Raw genomic sequence first — 21,322 nt, 5'->3', positions numbered from 1 at the left:
GGTTTATCACGTATATATTTCACTTCATTACTTATTTAGGATGTAAAGACTGACCAAATCCTGCTCGGCCGCCACATCCGCCACCGGTTCCCCGGTCCCGTCCTTGGCGTAGTAGAACTCCTCCGGGGTGATGACGGGCTGGAACTTCATCTCGTACAAATCACGGGCCTCGACTTCTATGCCGTTTTCTTCGAAATGCTTCATCGCCGTAGGCCAAATCGTAGTTCACGCTGTTCTTGCGGGGATCGCCGATGACGAATTACGCTTTCTGTGCGGCCGCGCTCGTTGCCCCTGTTCGTGGTCAAATGTCCTTGAGGTATCCGCTATCGTTGCCCATAATACGCTTGCGCCACATGCGTCGGTGTATCGGAGGACGGGTTCGCCGCCCCTCCACCTTGTTCCCCTGCAGGTCGACGACGACCAGATCGTCGATGGTCAACGCCTCGTATGGAACGCCGCTCGGCTTAATGACGACCAGCCCCTGCTCGCAGTCGATGCCGCTGACATTTCCCCATGTAAACGTGACAAGTCCGTACTTCGGCAGCAGCAGGTTCGCTTCAAGCACTTGTTGTCTGAGTTGCTGCAACATCTCCATCACACCCTAACTATAGTTGAACAAGCCTCCGTTGGATTATGCTTGATAGGCCGCTGCGTTCGCAGCTATCGGCTTGTAGTAATGCGCTTTAACCTTGCCGATTGCCCGCGCCGCTTCGCTAATCGAGCCGTACCCTCCTCGTTCTGTGCCAGCGGCGACGGCTCCGAACATCGCGGAACCGAACGCCGGCGTCTGGGGGGAAGCCGCGATCCGAATCTCCATATTGCAGACGTCTGCATAAATTTGCATCATGAGCGCATTTTTCTCCGCAATGCCGCCTGCGGCGTACAGTTCCGTGACCGAACTCCGTTCTCCCGGAACGCTTCAATAATCATGCGCGTCCCATACGCGGTAGCTTCAATCAACGCGCGCGCGATAGATCTCTTCACTCTTCGTTAACAACGTTGCCCCGATGATCAATCCGGTCAGATCCGCATCGACCAGCGTCGAACGGTTGCCGTTCCACCTATCCAGCGCAAGCAAGCCGCTTTCTCCAACCGCAAGCCGGGATGCTTTGTCGGTCAACAGTAATCTCGCGATCCCGCAATTGCTTCGCCAGCTGCAAAAAAAAATCGCTGCTGTCCAAGGCGATGATATCGCCCTTCTCCACCAGTTGTGCCGCTTCTCTGGCGATGGAGCTCTTCACGTCCACATTCGTCATATGGCGCTGGACCGGCATCTTATGATTCAACACCGCTCCGCCATGCGTGCGCTGCACAATCCCTTCCTTCTCCAGCGCCTCCAGATCTTTGCGGATCGTCTCTTTCGTTGCATTGAACTTCTTGCTCAAGTTGGCGACATAGACCGTCCCGACCAGGCTGATCGTGTTATAAATCTCCTTCTGCCGCTCTACCGCTAACCGGCTCTTCTTCATAACGGTTGTCATCCTTTATCCCATTTTTTGTATTACGTGCGAACAAAAATGCAGCCCCGTTGACCGGAAGCTGCGCTGTATCATCATTCATGGAAGTTCCCAGGAAAAATATAGTATAATAGATAGGCAATAGAATGGCGCTTATCCTGCGCAAAGAAAAAATAGGCCGCCCCCGCGAAGGTACCGGCCTATTCGGTGAAACTTCAAATTAAAGCCTGCCGCCCTTAAAAGCGGCTATTGCGCTTGAGTCTTGTTCCCGCACGCCTCCTTTTTGAGAACCGTCAAAAAGCAAAAATTGGGGATTAAGACGGCCAAGAGCGGAGTCACCATTCCGCTACGGCTGAATTTGTCGCCCCCGTTAAGGAATATGGCAAGGATTTAAACGAATGGAGCGCCGTGTTACACTTGAAGTTACAAAGAGACTTCATTCCTATTTACCGGCGATGCCGAAGCCAAAAGCGAGACAGATATGCTGGAACAGCCGGACAAGCTGCGCGCCGATGTGCTGAAGGCAGGCCATCACGGCTCGGAGACATCGACGTCACAGAAGTTTCTATCCGCCGTACAGCCAACCTACGCGGTAATTAGCGCGGGAATGGACAATAAGTATGGCTATCCCAAAAAAGCAACGTGGACAGGCTCAAGAAAGCAAGCGTGAAGACATTCCGAACAGACACGCAAGGAACAATTACCGCTATCAGCGATGGCAAAAAAATAAAGTTCGAGACAGTGAGGTAATCGATATGATCAAAGGGATAATCGACCGATTCGAATGCGATCTGGCCGTGATTGAAGTTGATGGCCATACCGTTGAGTATCCGAAATATTTGCTGCCGGCAGAAGCCGAAGCAGGAGACGTCGTGATCATTAACGGCAATCAGTTCACCCTCGATAAAGAAGAAACGAAGAAACGAAAACAAGAAATTGATGAGCTAATGAATGACCTGTTCGAGGATTAAAAGGCAAGCTGCCTAAGACGGCAAATGTTTAAAACGCTAATTTATGCCTCTTCCCTAAAAAATACCTTGTAATCCCATTGTTTCCCTGTTAAGATGAAGGAGTAACCATTTATTGGGATGGAGGTTTTCCTACATGAAGTACGTAACCAAAGCACTGATCTGTTCCATCGCAGCATTCGGTCTTATCGCAGGTTCTGTCTCTGCACAACCGTTTACCCCTCAGCCAGTTACGACTAATTTCGCCTTACAGAATACCATCGTTAATCCGCTGATCAAGCTCAAAGTGGGTTGGTCCACCTGGATTGGCATGGCAGGCTCAAGAGTCGTATTAGTTAGCGGAGAAGGGGTCGTGAGGGTGGAACCAAGCGGGAGAGTGGTTGGCTTGCAACCGGGAAATGCCACGGTTTATAACTATGCCGCTAACGGTACCCTGTTCATCAACCATATTGAGGTTACATATTAAAGCCGTTCGAATCAAACAGAGAGCAGAGGTTTCTCCTGCTCTCTTTTTATTTTGACCGCGCATCGAATTCTTACTTCTTTCTATTTCGATATTTAGTAATGCTGACATACAAAACGACTGTCAAAATACCAATTACTGTATTCTTCTTGTCTGTGGCGCTAAAAAAATCAAAATAATTTCCCAGTATATAAAATAAGGATATTGCCAAAAACACATAATAATCATACTTTTTAGGGGATATGATTAAACACAATATAAAAATTGGAAGGGAGTAAACTCCAACACAGACACTTAGAATAAGGGATATAATATAAATTTCCCTGTGTATTTTTTTTAGAGTAGAGAGAAGCAAACAAATCCTCCTAATATTTTGCATCTAACATAGAAGTGGCGTAGTAAATATTGCGGCTAGAGTAGGAGTTGTTAATCAGTTTAATGATACACTCTTCTTCACACAACATTTTCTCATTTTGAATCAATCTAACTTTCCATTTACCAGCTTCAACATAAGGTGAAATTTGAAAACCAAAATAAAAACTTCTTCTCATTTCTTCATTGGGTTGCAATATTTCAAAGGCCATTACCGCAAGTTTATTCTTGGGATCAATGAGCTGAATATATACGATTTCCTCTTCTTGTATTTCCGATAGTTCAGCCCAGAATCCGAGCATAGTATCTAAATTAGAAAATACTCTTGTTTCATTCATCGGGCTATACTCTACGCGATTAAAATCTTTGCAGAATGTACTTCTATTCACTGTAACTGTCCTGGTTGATTTAGGCGTTGAACGATTATCCGAATACCAATATCCATTTACCTTTTGAAGTGATCGTTTATAATCGCATATCCAAAATGATTCATTAATAATAAATACATAATAGAATACTTCTGTATCCTTTGAAATCTCAATTTTCCAAGTTTTATTTAGACACAAAGATAGTGGATATATTTTTTGATTCATATCTCGATCTAAAAAAAGGATGTGAACACTTTCTAAAGCTTGTTCGCTCTTGAACGAGTATATAGCCAAATGGTGTCACCTCAATAAAAGGTGGTATGAGAAGATGGTACCCATACCCTTTCGAACACCAAAAAGTGTTTAGGGGATGGGCACCAGTTTACCTGCCTTTACGGCTTACTGTTAATGTTTATTTAGAACCAGTAAAATAGTTATAAGCTTTTTGGCCTAAATCAATAGCAGTGTTAACTCCTAACTCACCAACTGCAGTGAGACCTGCTCCACGCATGAAGCCTCCGACGGCCTGAGCTTTGGGGACACCTGTTTTAACATCATAAATGATACCTGCACCTCCCCCTCCAACTGTCGGGCCGACACCCCAGCCGCTAACTACTCCCTGGGCTGATTTTTGAAGTGAATCACCTATTTCTTCGGCCGCCCTATCAACATACTTTGCAGCCTTGTTAAACCCTTTATCAACACTATTGAGAACTGCCTGGGCTGATTTTTGGAGTGAATCACCTATTTCTTCGGCCGCTCTATCAACATATTTTGCAGCCTTGTTAAACCCTTTATCAAAACTATTGGTAACGCTATTTGTCCAACTCATTAGAACCCCTCTTTTTCTGAAATCTTTGTTAACTACTGCGCAGTAATTAATTATGGGAAAAATACCCTGTGAATTATAACCTTTACTTCGTGGCAGCGTCAAGAATTTTGTGGAAATAATTTTTTGAACCACGGACAGTGTTGACTATGAACTGCCCGGACAGGTTGAATTTCTCCATTTTCTTCAAACTTCGATTCTCCAGCAAATACAACCCCACCAATTAGGTAATTATTACAAAACTTAAATACATAAAACACCATTTTTGTTATACTCAAAAACGTCATTTTTGACAAAAATATTCCATCCCATCCCGGAGTACTTATAGACTCTCGGATAACCATAATATCCTTAAGAAAATAACAAATGAATACGATAATATTAAACTCGGAAAAGGGACTCACTAGAATAGATAAAGATGGAAATCAAAAGATATTCAGTGCAAACGAGTTAAAAAATAAAACCGAAAAAAAGAACGTGTGGGAAGGTTCTAAGGAATGAGGTGCGTGTATTGGATTACAGGTTCTCACTTCTAGATGATGACAGTGAACTAATAATTGGATATTGTAACGATATCGCAGGACTAGATGGTTCTGGGTATATAAATGAGAGTTCAAAGCATCGAATTTTATTAAAACAATTTATTTTCTGTAATGAGTTTAAAGAATATATTGTACGAAGAAAAGAGTCTTTTTGCAGGCTGGTGTATATATGCGTAGTTGATAGAAATAAGGATATTCTCGCAAACTTCTCTTTTGCAATTGATGACAATATATACTATCACAAGGAGGGCTTTCCTAGCTCGCCAACTGATCTTAGTTTGATTGGGTCATTAGAAAGTATTGTGTCGAATGAAGAACTTGGAATCTGGGAGTTGTGGCGAAACTCCCCTCCATCGAAAATTAACGAATGGGCAAAACTGAATGAAAATGGGAGGAGAGCCTGGTTAAAAGTTGTGACCAAGTATAACCTAAATAAGGTATTTTTAGATAGCAAAGAAACAAAAGAAGAGACATTTTATTTAGATGGTGCACATATTCGTGACTATGCTTCATTTTTTTGTGCTTTAGGAGAATCCATTAATGGTCCAGGGGGTTATTTTGGTTTTGATTTTAATTCCTTAATTGATTGTCTACATGGTGGTTATGGGGCAGTATCGCCATTTACTCTAATATGGACAAATTACAAAGTAGCAGAACATTGTTTGGATGTTCAGGCTTGGGAAAAAGAAATCAAATATAGAAGCAATGAATATTCGGGAGAAGAGCCTTTTTTTGAAGAACGAGGGAATAGTCCGTTATTTCAAGCCCTTGTTGAGAACTTTAAAAAATGAAGGGATTACTATTATATTTGAACAATAATATTTGAAATCGAGATGAGGGCACCTCAGGAGAAGGAGGCTCTAGCCAGGCGTTTAAGGGGCGTGGTAATGTTGTTCAGAAAAATACCGGAAAAGCTAAAAACTTCATGAAGTCTACACCTCATGTTAATGGTAAGTCGATTCCTGTGGGGAGTTAGGCCGGAATATCCATATGAAATTCTAAAGAAGAGGTAAAAACGATGGAAACATTAAAATGGCTTCAGAACTGGTATTATCAAAACTGTAACGGTGATTGGGAACATTCCTATGGTGTGAAAATTGATACTGTTGATAATCCCGGCTGGTCTGTTGAAATCAATTTGGCTGATACTTATTTAGAGAATGAGCATTTTGATTCGATAGAAGATGAGAGAGACGATCATGATTGGTGTTACTGCATTGTGAGAGACGGAGTATTTCATGGTGCTGGCGGAGCAATGAATTTAGAAGAAATACTAAATTGCTTTAGGCAATGGGCTTCAAGCGTAGAAAGATAGAAGTGATACTCTTATAGAGGTAATTAGTGAAACCTTGATTGGCTCCGTGCTTTTCAAAGTTTCTTTTATTGGTGTGGTATACATACATTTAATGTAAAATTATTATCGTATTCTTTCATAAAATCACCTAAAAACAATCGGACTTCCCTAAGATAAGATTCCACGATCTTCGGCACACTCATGCAACACTGTTATTAAAGGCTGGGATTTACCCCAAAATTGTACAGGGACATCTTAGGCATTCATCCATAAACGTCACATTGGATACTTACTCGCATATCCTTCCCAACTTACAGGAAGCAATGCCAATTGGAGATTCGATCCTTGGAGATGCACTTGACACGCCCAAAGAAGCCGAAAATAACGCTTTACTTAAATAAAGGTTAGAAAAATGTTAGAAGTCCGTGCTCCTGCATACAAATAGCGCGGCCCCCGGAACCCCGGAAGCCGCGCCGTTATCGACATGTAAGTGGTGCTGGTGAAGGGAATTGAACCCCCGACCTACGCATTACGAGTGCGTTCCCTTATGGTCCTGTAGGGTTTCGGAAGGTTTTATTAGTCCTTCAAACACCGGATGAATCAACAATAAGGTTCCGTAAGGTCATTTAAGGAATTCTATGTCGGTAGATGAAATGGTAGATGGATTGGTAGATGAATAATGAAAAATCAAAGCCTCGGGACTACTCCCGGGGCTCCTTTTCGTTGTCTGGAATATATTCCAGGATGTCCTCTAAGTTGCATTCCAAGGCAGCGCACAACTTATTCAGCGTTTCAAAATTTGCTTGTGATGATCTGCCGTAGTAAAGATCCGCCACGGTGTTTCGGGCCAGTCCGGTCATTCTAACTACGTCTGCTACTTTCAATCGTTTTCGGCCCATCAACTCGCTTAATTTGTTGACGATCATTCGGTACTCCCCTTTCCGTTATTCGTAACACCATAATAACAATCCTAACAAAAACAATCAACAACCTGACTAAAATGATTGACATCATAATCATTATGTTGTATATTATGTATAGGAAGATGATTATATTAATCAATATGTTAATCGAATAGACTTCCGGAAAGGAGGTGAACAGATGGCAAAGAACAAGAAAAAAAACAAAAAGGTTCGGCCGCCGCAACAAGAGCAACAAGCCGAACCACAGCAAAAAGACGACCGGGTCTCGGCAAAGGAAATGGTTGGGCTTCTCACGGCAATCATCCAACTCCTAGCCGCCACCGTCACGCTAGTCCTACTCCTCGTCAAAGGAGGTAAGTGATTAGCAAGCTACTCGCCCCTTCGGGGGCGGGTAGTGACCCGGTCGTCTGACAAAAAGTATATCATATGACGGAATGACTTAAAACTGGAGGGATATGCGATGAAAAAGATTAACAACGCCACCCTAGCCATAATGATTGCCGGCGCCCTCGTCAGTTGCGTAATAGTCGGCGTTCTGCTCTTTAAGTAACACATGTGGGGGCTGCGGCCCCTCTAAATACGCAAGGAGGGTCAATTATGAGAGCGACATGCACCACCTTAACACGAGGCGGCAAAGTCAAAACGGTAACCGGTAAAGTACTGCAGCGCGGGCTTGGAGTAATAACGCTCGTGCTCACAAACAAGGACGGGACCCAGAAAATACGCCGCTTTGATGAGTCTAAATACACTGTCAGGGTTTTTGATTAATGCGGGGCTACGGCCCCTCTATTGGTTTAAATACGAACAGCATTGTATACTAAACTTAATTATCATTAGGAGGATAAGCATGATGTCTAATGCAAAGTTTAATCCAGATGAATCTATCGAAATATTAAAGGCTTTAATTGAGGCATCTGGAAGCAAAGAAGCGAAGACTATTGAAATTCCACTTGAAGAAGCTAGGCAAATCCTTAACAATTTTAGAATAATGAAACATCAAGCGGATAGCATGAATCGCACACTTGGTGAATTGAAAGAAATGGCGGATCAAGGCCGGTTAGTAAGAGTTGAAGATAATTCTCTCAAGGGATTCTGTTTCACCAAGGAAGAACAAGAAAGAATCAACAAGAATTTCCCCGCAATGAATGAATAAGTCCGCCTGATGAGTCTGAGGAAGCCAACGAAACCTAGCCCTTCGGGGCGAAGTAAATATGACGCAATAAGAGCCCCCGGACATCCCGGGGCTTATCTTTTTCCAAATGAATCATATACGGGCTTCTCGCAGCGCACGCAGGTGTACACGCCGTCGATCCATCTCCCTTTCATGTTGGCCATGCAACTGCACAGGTCCGGATCTTTCGGCTTTTTGACCGCCGGCTCTGTACGTTGTAAGTCCTCTCGCCAGTCCTTCATTCCGATCACCTCGAACATATATTCGAAACCAGTATATGCGAATACACGTTCTCACATCAACTCAATATTTTATAATTACCATTTTTTGTTTTGAAGTACTATCAAGTTAATATTTATGATGAGTATATGAACTCATCAATCGAGGGGGATGCAAGATGGAATGGCGATCAAGACCAAGAATTATTGAATACTGGCCTGACGGTGTTGATTATATAATGGGGATGGATGAGAGCGGCACAGCGGATCTAGTATCAATTAGCAGGAAGGTAGCTGCCGGAAAAGAAGATGAAATTGATTTTACAATGAGAGACTTTACTTTGACTGGTGTTATAGTCGATCAAAACCGTTATGATGAGCTAAAAAGGGTTGTAAATGAAGTGAAGTTTAAGCATTGGGATCAGGGCTTGTATCGTCATAATGGAAGGGAAAAAAGAATATGTTTTCACTCTAGGGATATAAGGAAGAAATCGTATCCCTTTAATAATATTGACCCAGAAATATTAACCTATGATTTGACAAACATGATCGAGAGTGTTAATGCTAAAATAATATCTTGTCATATAGATAAATTAGCTCATTATAAAAGATACATCAATCCAATTCATCCGTATCATATTGCCGTCCAATTTATTTTGGAGCGATACTGCAAAGGATTAAATGATGGAGATATGACTGGGGTTGTCATGCTTGAGTCTCGTGGTAAAAAAGAAGATAAGTTCGTATTAGATTATATTACCCATATTATTGATAACGGAACAAACCAGAATCCAGCTTCTCATTTTCGAAATATCCGCGGAGTTTATTTCAACCCAAAATGGTGGAAAAACGATGATGATAAAAGTTCCTTTATAATACTCGAATATGCAGATCTTGTTTCTTATCCTATCCATAAAGAGCATAGGCATTCGACTAATGAAAGAGCTGTAGATCCGGCTTTTTCAATTGTGGAGAGGAAGTTTTATAATTTTCCAAATTATTTGGGTTGGGGATTAAAGGTATGGAGACCACGGTATAAATAAAAAACCGCCACAGCGTAGCTGGACGGCCGACCGAGTAATCCCGATCCCTGCATAAATTATATCATAAGTTAAGTTTCTTTACAACAATATTGTTAAAAAAGAGCCGTGGGAATCGGCTCTTTTTGTATGGTTTTTACCACTGGTTCAGAAGTTCAATACTTAGCTCAAACTTTATATGTTGTATATGCAAGTCGCTACTTAAGACACTCATTTATTACTAGTCTTTACATCCCACTCTCTCATACCATTTTACCATTATTATACTTTATTTCAACCTAATTTTTAGTATAATATACCTAAGTTCCGCAAATAAATCTACAATTAGGAGGTGGGACTAGTGATTACGACAATTCAGAATGCAATTGAAAACAACCTAACAGTATATATTCGACTAAGTAATGGGGATACAATTTCAGGGAATGTAGAAGTTTCTGATGATCCAAGCCGAATTAAGATTCGGAATTTTGAGGAAGTTATGTGGATTCCATTTGAAGAAATAGAACGTGTAATGGTAAAAGCATAAATAATAGCAGTAGGTGATTTATTTGGAAAACTGGTTCGATATCATAATAATTCTGCCGTTTCTTTTGATTTTAATAATGGAGACGTATATATATCGTAAACAGCGCAAGATTATTTTAGAGCCTATTCAAAAATACGTAACAGGTAGTAAAAGCGGAGCAAGAGGGAAAATAATCAATCTGTATAATTGTTACAACAAATGCTCTGATAGGGAAATCATAATCCAAAAACATCTATTAAAGGTCTACTCAGAACAACCGGTTATTGTTGATAGGGTCGTAGATCTATTTGCAAAATTAATGTTCCCCCTCATAACATTTATGCTTCTCTTTGCAATGACGTGGTTAACAAATGTGTTTCAATCAATAAATTCAAAGATAGATAAAGACCAGCTAGATAAGTTGGAAAAAAACATTTTGAATTTCCAAGAAATAATAGATGGGTTTTATGCTCAGCCAATTTCGTATATTCTAGCGATAGTATCACTAATGACACTTGCCTCAATAATTTCTTATATTATTGTACAAACCAAAAGTAGCTTCCTTAAATTTCATGAGGACATAATTGATAAAATAATAAAGGAAAGAAACATTGAAAATAGCCCATTAATTAAATAATGAAATTGTTTCAGGGTTGGGTAGATGGAGCATATAATATGAGGGAGGTTTCAAGCTTTGTTTAATATCTACGAACTCTCAGATGAAGAAAATAGATTAGTTCATATAGCAGGAGAACGCTACGGGGAAATTTTCTTTTTAGCGAAAGAGGTTGTAGAATACTCTTGGCTATTTGTGCCCTCAATAAGTCAAAGAGTTTTTGTTTTTAATGCGTTTCTAACTCAGATCAATAAAATGATTTCATTAGCACTTCTTTCAATACTACGACACCATACTGTGCAATCTCAGATGTCCCTGAGAACTGCGCTCGAATCGACGATCTTAGCTTGTTACGCTTTGTACAAACCAGATGAGAGCGAATTTATCCAAGAGAACATTGATTTCCCCGGTACTCTACTAGAAAAAAGAAGCGTAAAGAACAAGGCTTATAAGTGGATTGAAAAAAATTATAAACAGTATTCAGAAAAAATTGAATATTCAAAGAAGACCATAAATAATTTATTTGCCCATTCAAACCTGATAAACGCTTTCCGTAACGTTGAGTACGGACGAAAAGCTAACAGCTCTGTATTTGACATGACTCCCGAATTAATTCAGAAAGTGTATATTAGCCATTTAACAAATTCTTTTATCCTTCAAATAGATTTAATTGGTAAAGTAATTCATGATTATCCTTTATGCAAATTAAACCCAGACTTCCATGAAAAAATAGATTACTTTTATTCAAAAAACAAATCGCATTTCGATAAATTGAAGCAAGACCCCGACTATCCGAAACTATCCTAAAATAATCAAGCCGTATAGTGTCCTTATATAATACGGCTTGATTATTTTACTTTAGGACCAATTTTCTTAGGGTTCCTTATTTCTGTACTTGCTTCAATATCCGATCCGCCACCACTGCAATCTCTGCCCGCGTAATCGGTTCGTTCGGCGCGAATCCAGTGTTACGGCCATTCATGATCCCCGCATCCATCACACGCCGAATAGACGCCTCTGCCCAATGTCCTTCATAGTCCTGCTGCTTCGGTTTCTCCATTCCCTCCAGCTCCTTTTCGACCATTTTCACAAACTCGGACCATCGCGGCAGTATCCGGCTTGGACAAGCCTTGCCGCTCCAGTGCTTATGCGGCACCACCCGATCAACCCCGAGTCCGTGCCGCTTGCACAACAGCGCGACCAGCTCCGCCGCCCGCTGCCACGCCTTGGGCTCGTCCATGCCCTGGTACATACAGACCTCGATGCCGATCGAGGTGGTGTTCCCCGGCCCGTTACCATCGCCGGCATGCCATCCCTGCTCATTGTCCCGTAAGTGCTGGTATATATCGTGGTCATCAACGGTATAGTGCCAGCTCGCCTCCCGGCCACCGCTGCCATTGAGGATATAACGGCTATGCGACTCAGCCGTAGCCCCGGGGGCGCTATTGTCCGTATTGTGGATCGTTATATATTGCGGCTTCATCGACCGGCTTGGCTTATTCGGCCGGCCGTCGGGCAGCAGCCGTTGCTTAATTTCGATGGTCATCGTTAACCCCTCCTTTTCCACGCAGCACCTCAACAGCTTGTTTTATGACTGGTGGCAGCGGCATGCCCAATCGCCCACCGTTTTCAATGATGGACAGCAGTTCATTGGCTAAATAGAAAAAGATCGCAGCATCCCGCAGCAAATGCTGATCTCCGAGTACGCTATCCACTTGGTGCGCCACGGCTACAACCATGAAGATGAATACCTTCCTCGCAATGCCGATAAGGCCGATGCTGCTTTTTAACTTGCCTTCGGCTCCAGCGGCCATGACACCCGTGACATAATCAACCGCCACAACAACGATCAACACGTTCAACAGTGCCGGCCACCCACCGAACAAGAATGATGCGATTCCGCCGCTTGTGGCGAATGCCGTTTTCAATACCAAGTCCAATCGTTCCACCTAAATTCCCCCTCAATTGAAATAGCCCCCGGGTATCCCGAGGGCATAATAATAGCGCCATACCATAGGGTAGGCGCTTATTCTACAACTCCACTTTTCACAATGATAAAGTCCTCTACAGCTTCCCTATACTCGGCGTTTGTAACATCATCCAATTCAAACGGCCGTTGCTTCAGCGGATTTATACCTTTGTTTATAATACGCTCTGCCAGTATACGCACAATCACCACGTTAACCACTACAAAATCCCTCCTACCTTTTCATTTTCCTGCATGAGCAATTGATCTTCTAGATCCTTGATCCGCTCGGCTTCGGTCGGCTGCCGATTGATATAGCTATCAATGACGATACGTTTGACGGGCGGATCTGTTTTAGGGTTGGAAACGTCGATATGATACAAATCAGCGTCTCGGAAATTATTTTCGTTGTATCCGAACGGCAGATCGATAAAATCGATTACTTCCGGTCGAAGCCCGTTTTGTAAATCCCCTTCCATCTCATTGAGCGCCCCGTTGAGTATCTTGCCTGTTTCCGCATCATATATAATCCTTTTCCCAATTTCCATGTTCATCCCTCCTCATCCAGCAGCGAACCACTCAAATTCGAACTTATATATATTGGTCCCGATATCAAATTTAAACCCGTTTTGTGTCGGTGTGTAGACGTTTTCTACAAAATACGAGGTAGTACCGTCTCTAGCATGGTACCAATTTAAATTGATTTCTTGCGAATAGACAGCCAAGCATCTTCTACTGCTATAATTTCCGATAACCTTCAGGATGATTAAGTTAGGCTGAAAAGTAAGCCCCGTAACATCAAATCCTGAGAAATCTGTAACGGTCGCCGTGCCCTTTGCCCATTTCATACCTACTTGCTTAATCTTTGCAGACAACGTTGCCCAGGAATCATTCGTGGACGCTGATCCCCCCATGGCGTTGATGGCGTCCACTATTTGTTGCTTCGCATCAACGCCAGCTTGCTTTGCAGAATCTATTTCGGAGAGTACATCCCGTCCCTGTACTGTTAGGATGTTAGTCACAGCCAGATTACCACTAACAGTACCACCCGAGCGCGGCAGGCTGGCATTTTTGGCGTTTGCCTCGGCTTGGGAAGCTTTTTCTTGGGCTCCAGTAGGAGTTTCCGCTCCCACATCCGCCGCAGTTAGCACAACGTCACCCGTTTTGTTATTGACGGACTTTACTTGACCTGCATCCGCTACTTTATCGTTGGCATACTCTTTAGCGGCGGCTAACGCCTCATTCGCCTTTGCTTGGGCTCCTTCAGGTGTTTCTTTTCCATCCCACTCCGCCGCCTTACTGTCTATCTTGTCCCAGTTGCCGTTGAGCATGGTGTCTATGTTAAATGTCTTATCTGAATCGGCGACGGGATCAGCCTTATACAGCTTGAGATTATCTGTTTCAGCCACGATCATCCCTCCTTATTGTCAAATGCGAACTTCGAAAGCGGCGTTTGACCCAATTCCCTGATAGTCATCCGCTCGTGGACATCCCGAATCAGAAGATACGAAAACTCATATGTGACGCCCATATGCGCGGGTTTAATCTCTTCAATCACTGATTTCAGATCTTCGATATTCGGCGGAATGCCGATCGTATCAACGAACTTGACGGTGAAACTCCACTCATTTGGTTGAAATGTAACGTCAACGGTTCCCCCGTCATACGCTTCGGCCACGTTTTTAACCATACGGCCAGAGAACTTCCCGGCGCCACGAAGTTTTGACTCAACCAGAGCACGCCGCTGTTCAATCGGTTTCGAACGATCAGTTTGAATCCCGAGCTCGTACTCCCACCTATCCAGCCCCCAGGTAGCCGTCCGGACGAAGAACTGCTCCAGAGTCTCGTCCATGGCCCGCAAGAGCATGTCCAGTTCCGCTCCCGTGGCCTGCATATCGGCCTGCATAACTCGGGATGTCTCGTAGTAGGCGGGAAGAAAGGAAAACATCTCTCTGCCCTGTGGGCTCGTAATTAAATCACTCATACACATCCACCGTCCCCAATACCGCCACCTCGCCGGGGCCGATCTCGATATTAGCATCGTTTAGGCCATTGACAGAAAGATTCGTAAAGTCAATTATCGGTGGAATGTCTAGTAGCACCGCGGCGATCCGCGTGTATCGGACAAGCGGATCAACAAAGGCCAACTGCTTCAGGTACTGACGGGTGCCGTTTTCGATCATCGCTCTTACCTCACCCAGCGAAGCCCCGCTCGCAAGAGTGAGCTTCACCCGAACGTTGATCGGGAATTCCTCGGCTGCCATAACCGTGACAATCGGCCCCGCCGGCGCCGTCCCTTCTCCCTGCCCGTCCATCGTTGGGTCAATGTACTGCTGCGCTGCCTGGACAATCTCGGCAGATGCAGCGCGCTTCTCGACGTCCAACAAATAGACGCCAACCGTCCCCGGGCCGTCCCAAAGAGGATGAACTTGCACGCCTCCAACGCCGGGCACCTCTCCGGCCCACTGGATGTATTGAGCTTTGTTACCGCTCGTGCCCTGGTTTCGTACCCGGGCGTAGAAGCGTTCAATAAGCGCTTCATCCGATTCAATATCCGCCCCGCCTATTGTCACTTTAGGGTTCGTCACGGACGTAACGCCGGATATTGGAGTGGACATGACTTCGATGACGCCAGCGGGGACATTCCCATTTCGGCCAGGGATGAGGGCACGAATCGGTGCAATACCTTCCCCATTGGCATCCAGCGTCACGGCTGCAGTCGTCTCATATTCGATCGACGATTCTCCCGAAATCTCGTCCGCCGGCGTCGCCACAATGGTCTGGGCCGGTATCAGCTTTCCGACCGTGCCGCTGAATTTGGCCTCCCCCACCGCTGCCACCGCCGAACGCCGGACTACCCCGTGCTCCGCCGTCCGAAGATCCAGATACTCCCCAAAGGTCGTACTGGCAAAGCCACGATCCAGTACTTGCTGCGCCCACACCGCAGCCTCCGAAAGCACGAAAGCAACCGGTGCCTGCGCATCCCAAATAAAAGAGCCCTCGGAAGCATCGATATCCGGGGGCACGCGGTCAAGCATACGCTGCATGATCTCTTCTTCTGTTTGGTCTTGCAGATAGAGCGGTAAAATCGCCATTAGGCTTCAACCCTCCCTTCTATCGTCTCGCTCTCTTCTCGGACGTTTTGAATACGACATGAGAAATGACAGCCGTCACCGGACCAGGAAAAAGTGAAACCGTCGACGCTGGCCGTGCGCGGGTCGACCACCAGCGTTTCGGTCACAATACGCTGGATCTCGCTCTCGATGACAGCCCGGCTGTATCCCTTTCCTATCAGATCGTCGAATTCTTCGCCATGCTCCCGAGAATATATCAGGTGCCGATATCGCGGCGTCCGGATGACCTTCTGGCACCACATCACCCAGGCTTCCGTTTCATCCGCGGCGGCAACTTTCCGTGTCGGCGTCATAACAAAATCACCGGCATCAAAGTCAAAACGCCAGCTTCGACCGAATGCGACATCCGGCTCCGCGGCCTCTTCCGTTTCCTCCGTCCAATCGTTCTCAATATCCGCCGGGAACAGGTTAGGCATTGTTGTTCACCACCCTGCACATCACCACAAAATCAGCTCCGCCGTTCGTCGGCATCACCAGCACGCGCTCACCCGGCAGCAGCCCTGCGGCCAGATTGACACGGACTTCTTCGATCATGGTGGGTTCAAATTCAAACAGCGTCCGCTGCGATTTCGGCCCGCTGGCGTTCCCTTCCTCGTCCACTGGAGATGCAGTTGTCCCTACCAGGGAAAAGGTCGGCAGGTGCAGCGTGGCAAGAAAATCGGCCACGAGGTAGTCCTGGACCTCATGCTTGAAGTTGTCGAGCTTGAGGCCAGTCTCCGTGATCGTTCCCAGCTCGGCCGGAACACCGGAAAGCATTTTATTTGCCTGCATTTGCATACCTGCATGCAGGGAACGCGCGATGGTATCAAACGGATCAGTACTCAAGAAAATACCTCCTCTTTACGTAACTGGCCGAACCGATCTCAAGTGTCATGTGTCCAGGCTCCCCCAACTCGTGGACCACGGACATGACGATCAGAGTCATGCCGTTTAGCTTGACGGCATCGCCGGCCCGGACCGTATTTAAGTCAAGCGTCGTGACGCTGAAAGTCTGCTGTATACCCGTAAGCATCGATTCCGCCAACTTCTTGGCGGCGGCAGGTGTCTTGACATCTTCGTCTTGCAACATGCGCTGGAGCGTTCCCAGCTTGGCCGTCTGGCCCGTTGCAATAGCGAGCACCTTGGACGGCAGCTCGACCTTTGATGACTTGACTTGAGGCTTGCCGCTCCCTCCCTTCTGGACCTTGGCGCCGTATATGCGCCCATACTCCTCCAGCGTCATGCCTTCTGGTATCTCCGGCGCTCCAGCCTGCCCGCTCGCCTTGGATGTTGTTTTTTCCTTTCGGTCTTCTGTGCCGATCACCTTTACTTTAGTGATGGCGCCTTCTAATGTCCTTGTCTGGGTCAGTTCCTCGACCGACTGGAGCTCCCACACCGTCTTGTTGCTGCCAACCTTGAATAGTTCCAGCCCTGAAGTAGTCATCCGTGGAATGTACATATCCCCGCCGGATTTCACTGTTTCCTGCAGGTCGGAAGTAATCATCTTGTATATCGGTCTCGGGCGGTACACAGCCTTCTTGAGCTTCGTCTTTGTGTCCGGAATCGCTGAAAGCTTAATGCCCCAATCGGATGCATACTTCCGCAGCCGTTGGGTCGCGGTCTGGCCGGCCGGGAATAGATATTCGTCTTCCGATTTGTCCAAGTATATAGTGCGATCATATACGAGCACATCCATGTGCTTTGATTCTTTGGTTTTGCTTGTGCATTCCCAAACGACTCCGGGGTTCAGGAGGTACACCATTTTCTCGGAACCGTATGGGACGCCACTCACCCGAATCTCCTGCCCCGGCTCGATGCTCAGTCCCGTGGCCGGAATTTTTAGCTTGATTTCGGCTTGATACGATATTTGATCGAGAGCATCCTTGAGCGTGATGCTTTCGATCAACTCCCGCAAATAATACTTGTTCTGCAGCACCACTTCGTAACTCATGTAGGCAACACCAACTTCATTCCTGATTTAATAATGTTCGGATCATTACCAATCACTTTCTTGTTAAGATCGTATATACTCCGCCACTTGCTACTGCTGCCAAGCTCCATTTTCGCGATTTTTGATAGGGTATCCCCTTTCTTCACAACATAGGTTTTCGGCGCTGGCTTCGTGTCCGGGCGAGTGGTCTTCCCACTCTGCGCAGGGGCCTTGTTTGCTGCTGGCACTTTCGTGTGCACCTTTGCTCGCCTCCACGTTCTCAGGGTGAGTTCGAAGTAGATGTCGCCCGGTTCCCCGCCCTTAAACGTGGTGGTATGGCCAGACACCAGGACAAGGACGTTAACCGGCGTCCCTGTGATGATAAACCGCACAGGCTGCTTGTCCTGAATCATCTTGTTCAGCCAGTTCATGGCCGTGTGCGGTTCCGGGATGTTCTCGTAGTTGCAGTACCCCGGATCATAGACTGCCGGAAAAAAAGAAGAGAAGGCGATTTCCTTCACCTTCTCCCCACTCGGAAAGTCGAACTCCCCATATGACATAACATTGACTGTTTCGATTCCCTTTTCCCTCCGAATGGTCACTTCCTCGGGATTGACGGGGAAATATAGGTTTTTCCCCTTCGCATCAATGAGATGAAACTCCATTTTCCCCGCCTCATTTCTTGTTTTGTTGTGCTTGACGAACAGCGTCAGCTATTTTCCATCCTGCCTCATATGCGATTTGTTTAAGATCCATCTCTTGTGTAGGCATATTGATTTGCACTGCCCCCGGAGGCAGAGTCACCCTAATGTCGTTTGTGACTTCCTTCTTGAAGTCTTGCAGATACGACATCATCTGACTTACTTGGTCCTCGGATATCTTTACTGTGTCTGAAGGAACACCGAAGACAAAATCCTGTTTGCTTGTCGTTGTTTTCGGGGAATTTGCCGCAAAACTCATATAGCGTTCGCTCGTTGGAAGTGCACCCCACTCAAGCATTTTTGGATCGTCCTTATATTTTTCTTGCCACTCAATAGAGCGTTTTATCCGTTCGTTTTTTAAATTCTCACTTATCAAATATCCAGCCCCAGGAATCGTAATGGGTAAGGTTGCAACACCGACAGGCATTAGTGATTTTGCTACATATTCAATCACTTTTGGCACTTTTCCCGGAACGGCCGGTGATTTAGGAGCAACAGGCGGATGCGTTGTTGGCGTTCTGGGTTGCCAACCCCGTTGATATGGTCCAGGGGCCCTTTGCAGAGGTTTATTAGGACTTGATGGGCTCGCCTTGGGTGCCGGGGACTTAGGCGTTCCTCCTGTAGGAGAAGGAATTTTCGACCCTTTATTAACAGTCTTGTCCCATAACCACTTAACGAATTTGCCGCCCCCAAACTTGTACAGGAGTGTCCCGAAAAAACCAGCCGCAAGTAAATTACCTGCAGATGGGTCAGTGAAAGCGTTAACTCCAACCTCCCAGGCGGTATCCGTTAGTTTTTCAGCGATCGCTAAAACATCAAATGCATCTATAAATGACTGGAAAAAGGCTTGTCCAGCTGTTACCCCGGCTTCCGTAAACGTCCCGTCATCGCCCAAAGTATCTCCAGACGTGAATAATCCTAGGGCTCCCATAATAAAGCCCTTTAACCCGCCCCCGAGGGCTCCGCCGATCTTTGACGACATATCTGTCACCACAGCCTCGCCATTAGAAGCCCACCACTCACTAAAGGGTTTCGCGATTATTTCATCCCAGGCAATCCGGACCTTTCCAAGAAAATCAGCATTCTGAAATTCCGGGTTCTTTACCAGTTCATTGAATTTTGTGGTTACCTTATCGATGCCCCCGATTACAAAGGTTCCAATCTTCTTTCCGAAATCCTCGACGCTCTGGCCAAGGATAGCGATTGTTTCTTTGTTCTCGGATCGCCACTGGCGAAATTTTTTCAAGGCAGGACCAAGAACACTCTCTATACCCATCCCCCAACGCTTGAATACGTTCTGTGTCACGAACGACTTGGTTCCAAGCAGTAGGTTCTGTAGGTTGCCGCTCATTTCTTCCATCATGCCGTCAAATTTGTCGAATGCTTGGGTAACAATCGGCCATGTTTTCGAAATGTCCATTCCTGATTCAGCCAGCGCCTCGATACCGGCACGAGCCTCGCCATTTATGGCGCCCATTTCCTGCAGTCGAGATGTCATTTCACCGACTGGCCGCCCAGACTTCATGGCATCATACAGTCGGCCCATCCAGAGTGCAACATCTCCGAACGGCTGCTTCGTCCCCGCCGCGATGTCCCCTATCCGCTTGAGTTCATTTCCGGTAGATAGAGCGTTCCCCGTGAATACCTGCAAAATCCGCGAGGCCTCATAGATTTCCTCACGCTTGTACGGCGTCTGACCCGCGAATGCAGTCAATTCGTCAACACGCTTTTGCGCGGCATCCTCGCTACCCAGCAGGACCTTGAACTGTGACCTAATGCCCTGCTCTTCCATGACCATATTCAGGCCGACCGTAGTAACCCCGGCCAAACCGCCCCCAACGCCAAGTAATGTTAGGGGGCTACTCAGCACGTTCATGATTTTGGAAATGATGCCTGTTGCCATGTCTTTTGCGTAAATGAACACCGTGTACGGCTTTCGTGCCAAACTTGTCAGTGTGGAGGAAATCTTGTTGGTTGCCCCGGAAACTTTATCGACGAGGCGCGCTTCCGGCTTCGCAACAGTCCGATTTATCTTCTCCATCCTGCCCTCAATTTTCTGTGCAGGTGAAGAGATTCGATCTTCCAATCGGGCGGTTGGAGTGATTTTGGTTTTCCCCAGCACGGAAGCCCGCCGAGTCGTCTGCTCCAGCATCTTGTCTATTGCTTTGACTTGCTTCTCGGCATCCTCAACCCCGTCCGTACTAATGACGAGATCCAGGCGGTAGAATTCCTTCTCAGCCACGCTTACCACCTCGCTTCGGCTTAGGAACAGCCTCTATCTCCTTCATCGTGAAAGCCAGTAGAAGCTTACGTTCCCCTGCCGGAAGAGACCAAAAGGCCCCGGGTGTCAGATCGTGCCGTACCCACATGTGGTACAGCATCGTCGTCATTCCCCCGGAGCCTATTAGTTTTTTACGTCTTCGATATTGACTCCGAAGCCAGAGATTTCGAGAACCTTGTCGCCAACGGCGTCGAGTTCCCCGGCGAGCAGGATTCGCCGGATGACTTCTTCCCCGCCGGAAAGTTTCAGACGGCTCGTAAGCCGATCGTCTCCCCATCCGGACAACTTCAATCCTTTGACCTCAAGGGCGACGGTTGCTTCCTTGATCAGAGCGGCGTTGAACAGCTCACTGTCCAGCTTTTCCGTCATCTGGCCTTTGACACTTTTTCGGATCGTACAGCGCTCGCGGATTGTATCGACCTTGCTGGAAGTCAGGCCGCGAAGCGTGATCCGAAGGTCGAGGCGGTTAATTCGGACGGTCTCTTCCGGCAAGTTCTTTGCCGTCTCGAAGAGACTGTCCAAGATTTCCTGTTCGTTTAATTGTTCATTTTGACTCATAATCTAT

At 46.0% G+C, this 21,322-nt stretch carries 29 protein-coding genes and 4 pseudogenes; 13 read left to right on the top strand and 20 right to left on the bottom strand.

Annotated features, from left to right (window positions below; translation table 11 throughout):
• Window positions 1-27: 27 nt before the first annotated feature.
• From DQX05_RS30500 to DQX05_RS31575, 4 genes and pseudogenes are all read right to left on the bottom strand, one after another.
• Entirely contained in the window at window positions 28-204 is a 177-nt protein-coding gene (locus DQX05_RS30500; RefSeq protein ID WP_182914577.1) for an NAD(P)H-dependent oxidoreductase, read from the bottom strand.
• A 146-nt stretch (window positions 205-350) separates the two neighbouring features.
• Window positions 351-589: pseudogene (locus DQX05_RS01515) on the bottom strand (class II aldolase/adducin family protein); the annotation flags it as partial.
• A 48-nt stretch (window positions 590-637) separates the two neighbouring features.
• Window positions 638-1,090: pseudogene (locus DQX05_RS01510) on the bottom strand (FGGY-family carbohydrate kinase); the annotation flags it as partial.
• Window positions 1,062-1,469: a DeoR family transcriptional regulator gene (locus DQX05_RS31575; RefSeq protein WP_259391721.1), complete on the bottom strand. Its 408-nt coding sequence runs from the start codon at window positions 1,467-1,469 to the stop codon at window positions 1,062-1,064. The pseudogene DQX05_RS01510 and the gene DQX05_RS31575, both read right to left, overlap by 29 nt.
• A 268-nt stretch (window positions 1,470-1,737) precedes the next feature.
• On the opposite strand from DQX05_RS31575, the pseudogene DQX05_RS33375 reads away from it, so the two are divergent.
• The 3 genes and pseudogenes from DQX05_RS33375 to DQX05_RS01490 all read left to right on the top strand — a co-directional run.
• Window positions 1,738-2,207, top strand: a pseudogene (locus DQX05_RS33375) (ComEC/Rec2 family competence protein); the annotation flags it as partial.
• Window positions 2,208-2,212: 5 nt separating this feature from the next.
• Entirely contained in the window at window positions 2,213-2,428 is a 216-nt protein-coding gene (locus DQX05_RS01495; protein WP_006678380.1) for a DUF3006 domain-containing protein, read from the top strand.
• Between the two features lie 133 nt (window positions 2,429-2,561).
• Window positions 2,562-2,891, top strand: coding sequence for a BLB8/JUQZ-1 family protein (locus tag DQX05_RS01490; protein WP_119790256.1), 330 nt, complete (start codon window positions 2,562-2,564; stop codon window positions 2,889-2,891).
• Between the two features lie 362 nt (window positions 2,892-3,253).
• Here the strand turns inward: DQX05_RS01490 and DQX05_RS30205 are convergent, their stop codons facing one another.
• Together DQX05_RS30205 and DQX05_RS01475 are read right to left on the bottom strand one after the other, a co-directional pair.
• On the bottom strand, window positions 3,254-3,922 hold the full coding sequence (locus DQX05_RS30205) for a hypothetical protein (RefSeq protein WP_147385144.1): 669 nt from the start codon (window positions 3,920-3,922) through the stop codon (window positions 3,254-3,256).
• A 118-nt stretch (window positions 3,923-4,040) separates the two neighbouring features.
• Window positions 4,041-4,460, bottom strand: coding sequence for a hypothetical protein (locus DQX05_RS01475; protein WP_119790251.1), 420 nt, complete (start codon window positions 4,458-4,460; stop codon window positions 4,041-4,043).
• Between the two features lie 508 nt (window positions 4,461-4,968).
• Here DQX05_RS01475 and DQX05_RS01470 point away from each other — a divergent pair.
• The 3 genes and pseudogenes from DQX05_RS01470 to DQX05_RS01460 all read left to right on the top strand — a co-directional run.
• Entirely contained in the window at window positions 4,969-5,790 is an 822-nt protein-coding gene (locus tag DQX05_RS01470; RefSeq protein ID WP_259391720.1) for a barstar family protein, read from the top strand.
• 227 nt (window positions 5,791-6,017) lie between these two features.
• Entirely contained in the window at window positions 6,018-6,314 is a 297-nt protein-coding gene (locus DQX05_RS01465; RefSeq protein ID WP_119790249.1) for an immunity 53 family protein, read from the top strand.
• A 131-nt stretch (window positions 6,315-6,445) separates the two neighbouring features.
• Window positions 6,446-6,694, top strand: a pseudogene (locus tag DQX05_RS01460) (tyrosine-type recombinase/integrase); the annotation flags it as partial.
• A 300-nt stretch (window positions 6,695-6,994) separates the two neighbouring features.
• Here DQX05_RS01460 and DQX05_RS01455 read toward each other — a convergent pair.
• The gene (locus DQX05_RS01455; protein ID WP_119790246.1) at window positions 6,995-7,219 is read right to left on the bottom strand and encodes a helix-turn-helix domain-containing protein; all 225 of its coding nucleotides are present in this window, start codon (window positions 7,217-7,219) and stop codon (window positions 6,995-6,997) included.
• A 175-nt stretch (window positions 7,220-7,394) separates the two neighbouring features.
• On the opposite strand from DQX05_RS01455, the gene DQX05_RS01450 reads away from it, so the two are divergent.
• The 7 genes from DQX05_RS01450 (at window position 7,395) to DQX05_RS01415 (ending at window position 11,573) form a co-directional block, all read left to right on the top strand.
• A complete protein-coding gene (locus tag DQX05_RS01450) occupies window positions 7,395-7,577 on the top strand; it encodes a hypothetical protein (RefSeq protein WP_119790244.1) in 183 nt (60 codons plus the stop codon).
• A 236-nt stretch (window positions 7,578-7,813) separates the two neighbouring features.
• A complete protein-coding gene (locus DQX05_RS01445; protein WP_119790242.1) occupies window positions 7,814-7,984 on the top strand; it encodes a D-alanyl-D-alanine carboxypeptidase in 171 nt (56 codons plus the stop codon).
• Window positions 7,985-8,063: 79 nt separating this feature from the next.
• Window positions 8,064-8,369 (top strand): hypothetical protein, encoded by a 306-nt coding sequence (locus DQX05_RS01440; RefSeq protein ID WP_182914576.1) that lies wholly within the window; start codon window positions 8,064-8,066, stop codon window positions 8,367-8,369.
• A gap of 415 nt (window positions 8,370-8,784) precedes the next feature.
• A complete protein-coding gene (locus DQX05_RS01430) occupies window positions 8,785-9,648 on the top strand; it encodes a DUF3800 domain-containing protein (RefSeq protein WP_119790239.1) in 864 nt (287 codons plus the stop codon).
• Between the two features lie 337 nt (window positions 9,649-9,985).
• Window positions 9,986-10,171: a hypothetical protein gene (locus tag DQX05_RS01425; protein ID WP_119790237.1), complete on the top strand. Its 186-nt coding sequence runs from the start codon at window positions 9,986-9,988 to the stop codon at window positions 10,169-10,171.
• A 22-nt stretch (window positions 10,172-10,193) separates the two neighbouring features.
• A complete protein-coding gene (locus DQX05_RS01420) occupies window positions 10,194-10,787 on the top strand; it encodes a hypothetical protein (protein WP_119790235.1) in 594 nt (197 codons plus the stop codon).
• 57 nt (window positions 10,788-10,844) lie between these two features.
• Entirely contained in the window at window positions 10,845-11,573 is a 729-nt protein-coding gene (locus DQX05_RS01415) for a hypothetical protein (protein WP_119790234.1), read from the top strand.
• Between the two features lie 76 nt (window positions 11,574-11,649).
• Here the strand turns inward: DQX05_RS01415 and DQX05_RS01410 are convergent, their stop codons facing one another.
• The 13 genes from DQX05_RS01410 to DQX05_RS01355 all read right to left on the bottom strand — a co-directional run bounded on the left by DQX05_RS01410 (window position 11,650) and on the right by DQX05_RS01355 (window position 21,315).
• Window positions 11,650-12,312, bottom strand: coding sequence for an N-acetylmuramoyl-L-alanine amidase (locus tag DQX05_RS01410; RefSeq protein ID WP_119790232.1), 663 nt, complete (start codon window positions 12,310-12,312; stop codon window positions 11,650-11,652).
• Window positions 12,296-12,715 carry a phage holin family protein gene (locus DQX05_RS01405; RefSeq protein ID WP_119790231.1) on the bottom strand — a complete coding sequence of 140 codons (420 nt, stop codon included), beginning with the start codon at window positions 12,713-12,715 and terminating at the stop codon, window positions 12,296-12,298. Before DQX05_RS01405 ends, DQX05_RS01410 begins: the two co-directional genes overlap by 17 nt.
• A 77-nt stretch (window positions 12,716-12,792) precedes the next feature.
• Window positions 12,793-12,954 (bottom strand): hypothetical protein, encoded by a 162-nt coding sequence (locus tag DQX05_RS30495; protein WP_182914575.1) that lies wholly within the window; start codon window positions 12,952-12,954, stop codon window positions 12,793-12,795.
• Window positions 12,954-13,280, bottom strand: coding sequence for a hypothetical protein (locus tag DQX05_RS01400; RefSeq protein WP_119790229.1), 327 nt, complete (start codon window positions 13,278-13,280; stop codon window positions 12,954-12,956). Before DQX05_RS01400 ends, DQX05_RS30495 begins: the two co-directional genes overlap by 1 nt.
• Before the next feature lie 12 nt (window positions 13,281-13,292).
• Window positions 13,293-14,141 carry a hypothetical protein gene (locus tag DQX05_RS01395; protein WP_119790227.1) on the bottom strand — a complete coding sequence of 283 codons (849 nt, stop codon included), beginning with the start codon at window positions 14,139-14,141 and terminating at the stop codon, window positions 13,293-13,295.
• Window positions 14,142-14,143: 2 nt separating this feature from the next.
• Window positions 14,144-14,716, bottom strand: a complete 573-nt coding sequence (locus tag DQX05_RS01390; RefSeq protein WP_119790225.1) for a YmfQ family protein — start codon at window positions 14,714-14,716, stop codon at window positions 14,144-14,146.
• The gene (locus DQX05_RS01385) at window positions 14,709-15,827 is read right to left on the bottom strand and encodes a baseplate J/gp47 family protein (protein ID WP_119790224.1); all 1,119 of its coding nucleotides are present in this window, start codon (window positions 15,825-15,827) and stop codon (window positions 14,709-14,711) included. The genes DQX05_RS01390 and DQX05_RS01385 overlap by 8 nt, the downstream gene beginning before the upstream one ends.
• Window positions 15,827-16,282, bottom strand: a complete 456-nt coding sequence (locus tag DQX05_RS01380) for a DUF2634 domain-containing protein (protein ID WP_119790222.1) — start codon at window positions 16,280-16,282, stop codon at window positions 15,827-15,829. Before DQX05_RS01380 ends, DQX05_RS01385 begins: the two co-directional genes overlap by 1 nt.
• The gene (locus DQX05_RS01375) at window positions 16,275-16,691 is read right to left on the bottom strand and encodes a hypothetical protein (protein WP_119790221.1); all 417 of its coding nucleotides are present in this window, start codon (window positions 16,689-16,691) and stop codon (window positions 16,275-16,277) included. The genes DQX05_RS01380 and DQX05_RS01375 overlap by 8 nt, the downstream gene beginning before the upstream one ends.
• Window positions 16,681-17,796, bottom strand: coding sequence for an XkdQ/YqbQ family protein (locus DQX05_RS01370; RefSeq protein ID WP_119790219.1), 1,116 nt, complete (start codon window positions 17,794-17,796; stop codon window positions 16,681-16,683). Before DQX05_RS01370 ends, DQX05_RS01375 begins: the two co-directional genes overlap by 11 nt.
• On the bottom strand, window positions 17,793-18,440 hold the full coding sequence (locus tag DQX05_RS01365) for a LysM peptidoglycan-binding domain-containing protein (protein WP_119790217.1): 648 nt from the start codon (window positions 18,438-18,440) through the stop codon (window positions 17,793-17,795). Before DQX05_RS01365 ends, DQX05_RS01370 begins: the two co-directional genes overlap by 4 nt.
• 10 nt (window positions 18,441-18,450) lie before the next feature.
• Window positions 18,451-20,718, bottom strand: coding sequence for a hypothetical protein (locus tag DQX05_RS01360; RefSeq protein ID WP_119790215.1), 2,268 nt, complete (start codon window positions 20,716-20,718; stop codon window positions 18,451-18,453).
• Window positions 20,719-20,880: 162 nt separating this feature from the next.
• Window positions 20,881-21,315, bottom strand: coding sequence for a phage tail assembly chaperone (locus DQX05_RS01355; RefSeq protein WP_119790213.1), 435 nt, complete (start codon window positions 21,313-21,315; stop codon window positions 20,881-20,883).
• Window positions 21,316-21,322 lie beyond the last annotated feature (7 nt).

This window comes from Paenibacillus thiaminolyticus (assembly GCF_003591545.1).
Taxonomy (GTDB): Bacteria; Bacillota; Bacilli; order Paenibacillales; family Paenibacillaceae; genus Paenibacillus_B; species Paenibacillus_B thiaminolyticus_A.
Note: the sequence above shows the minus strand (reverse complement) of the source record. Positions and strands in the feature narration are given on the sequence as shown.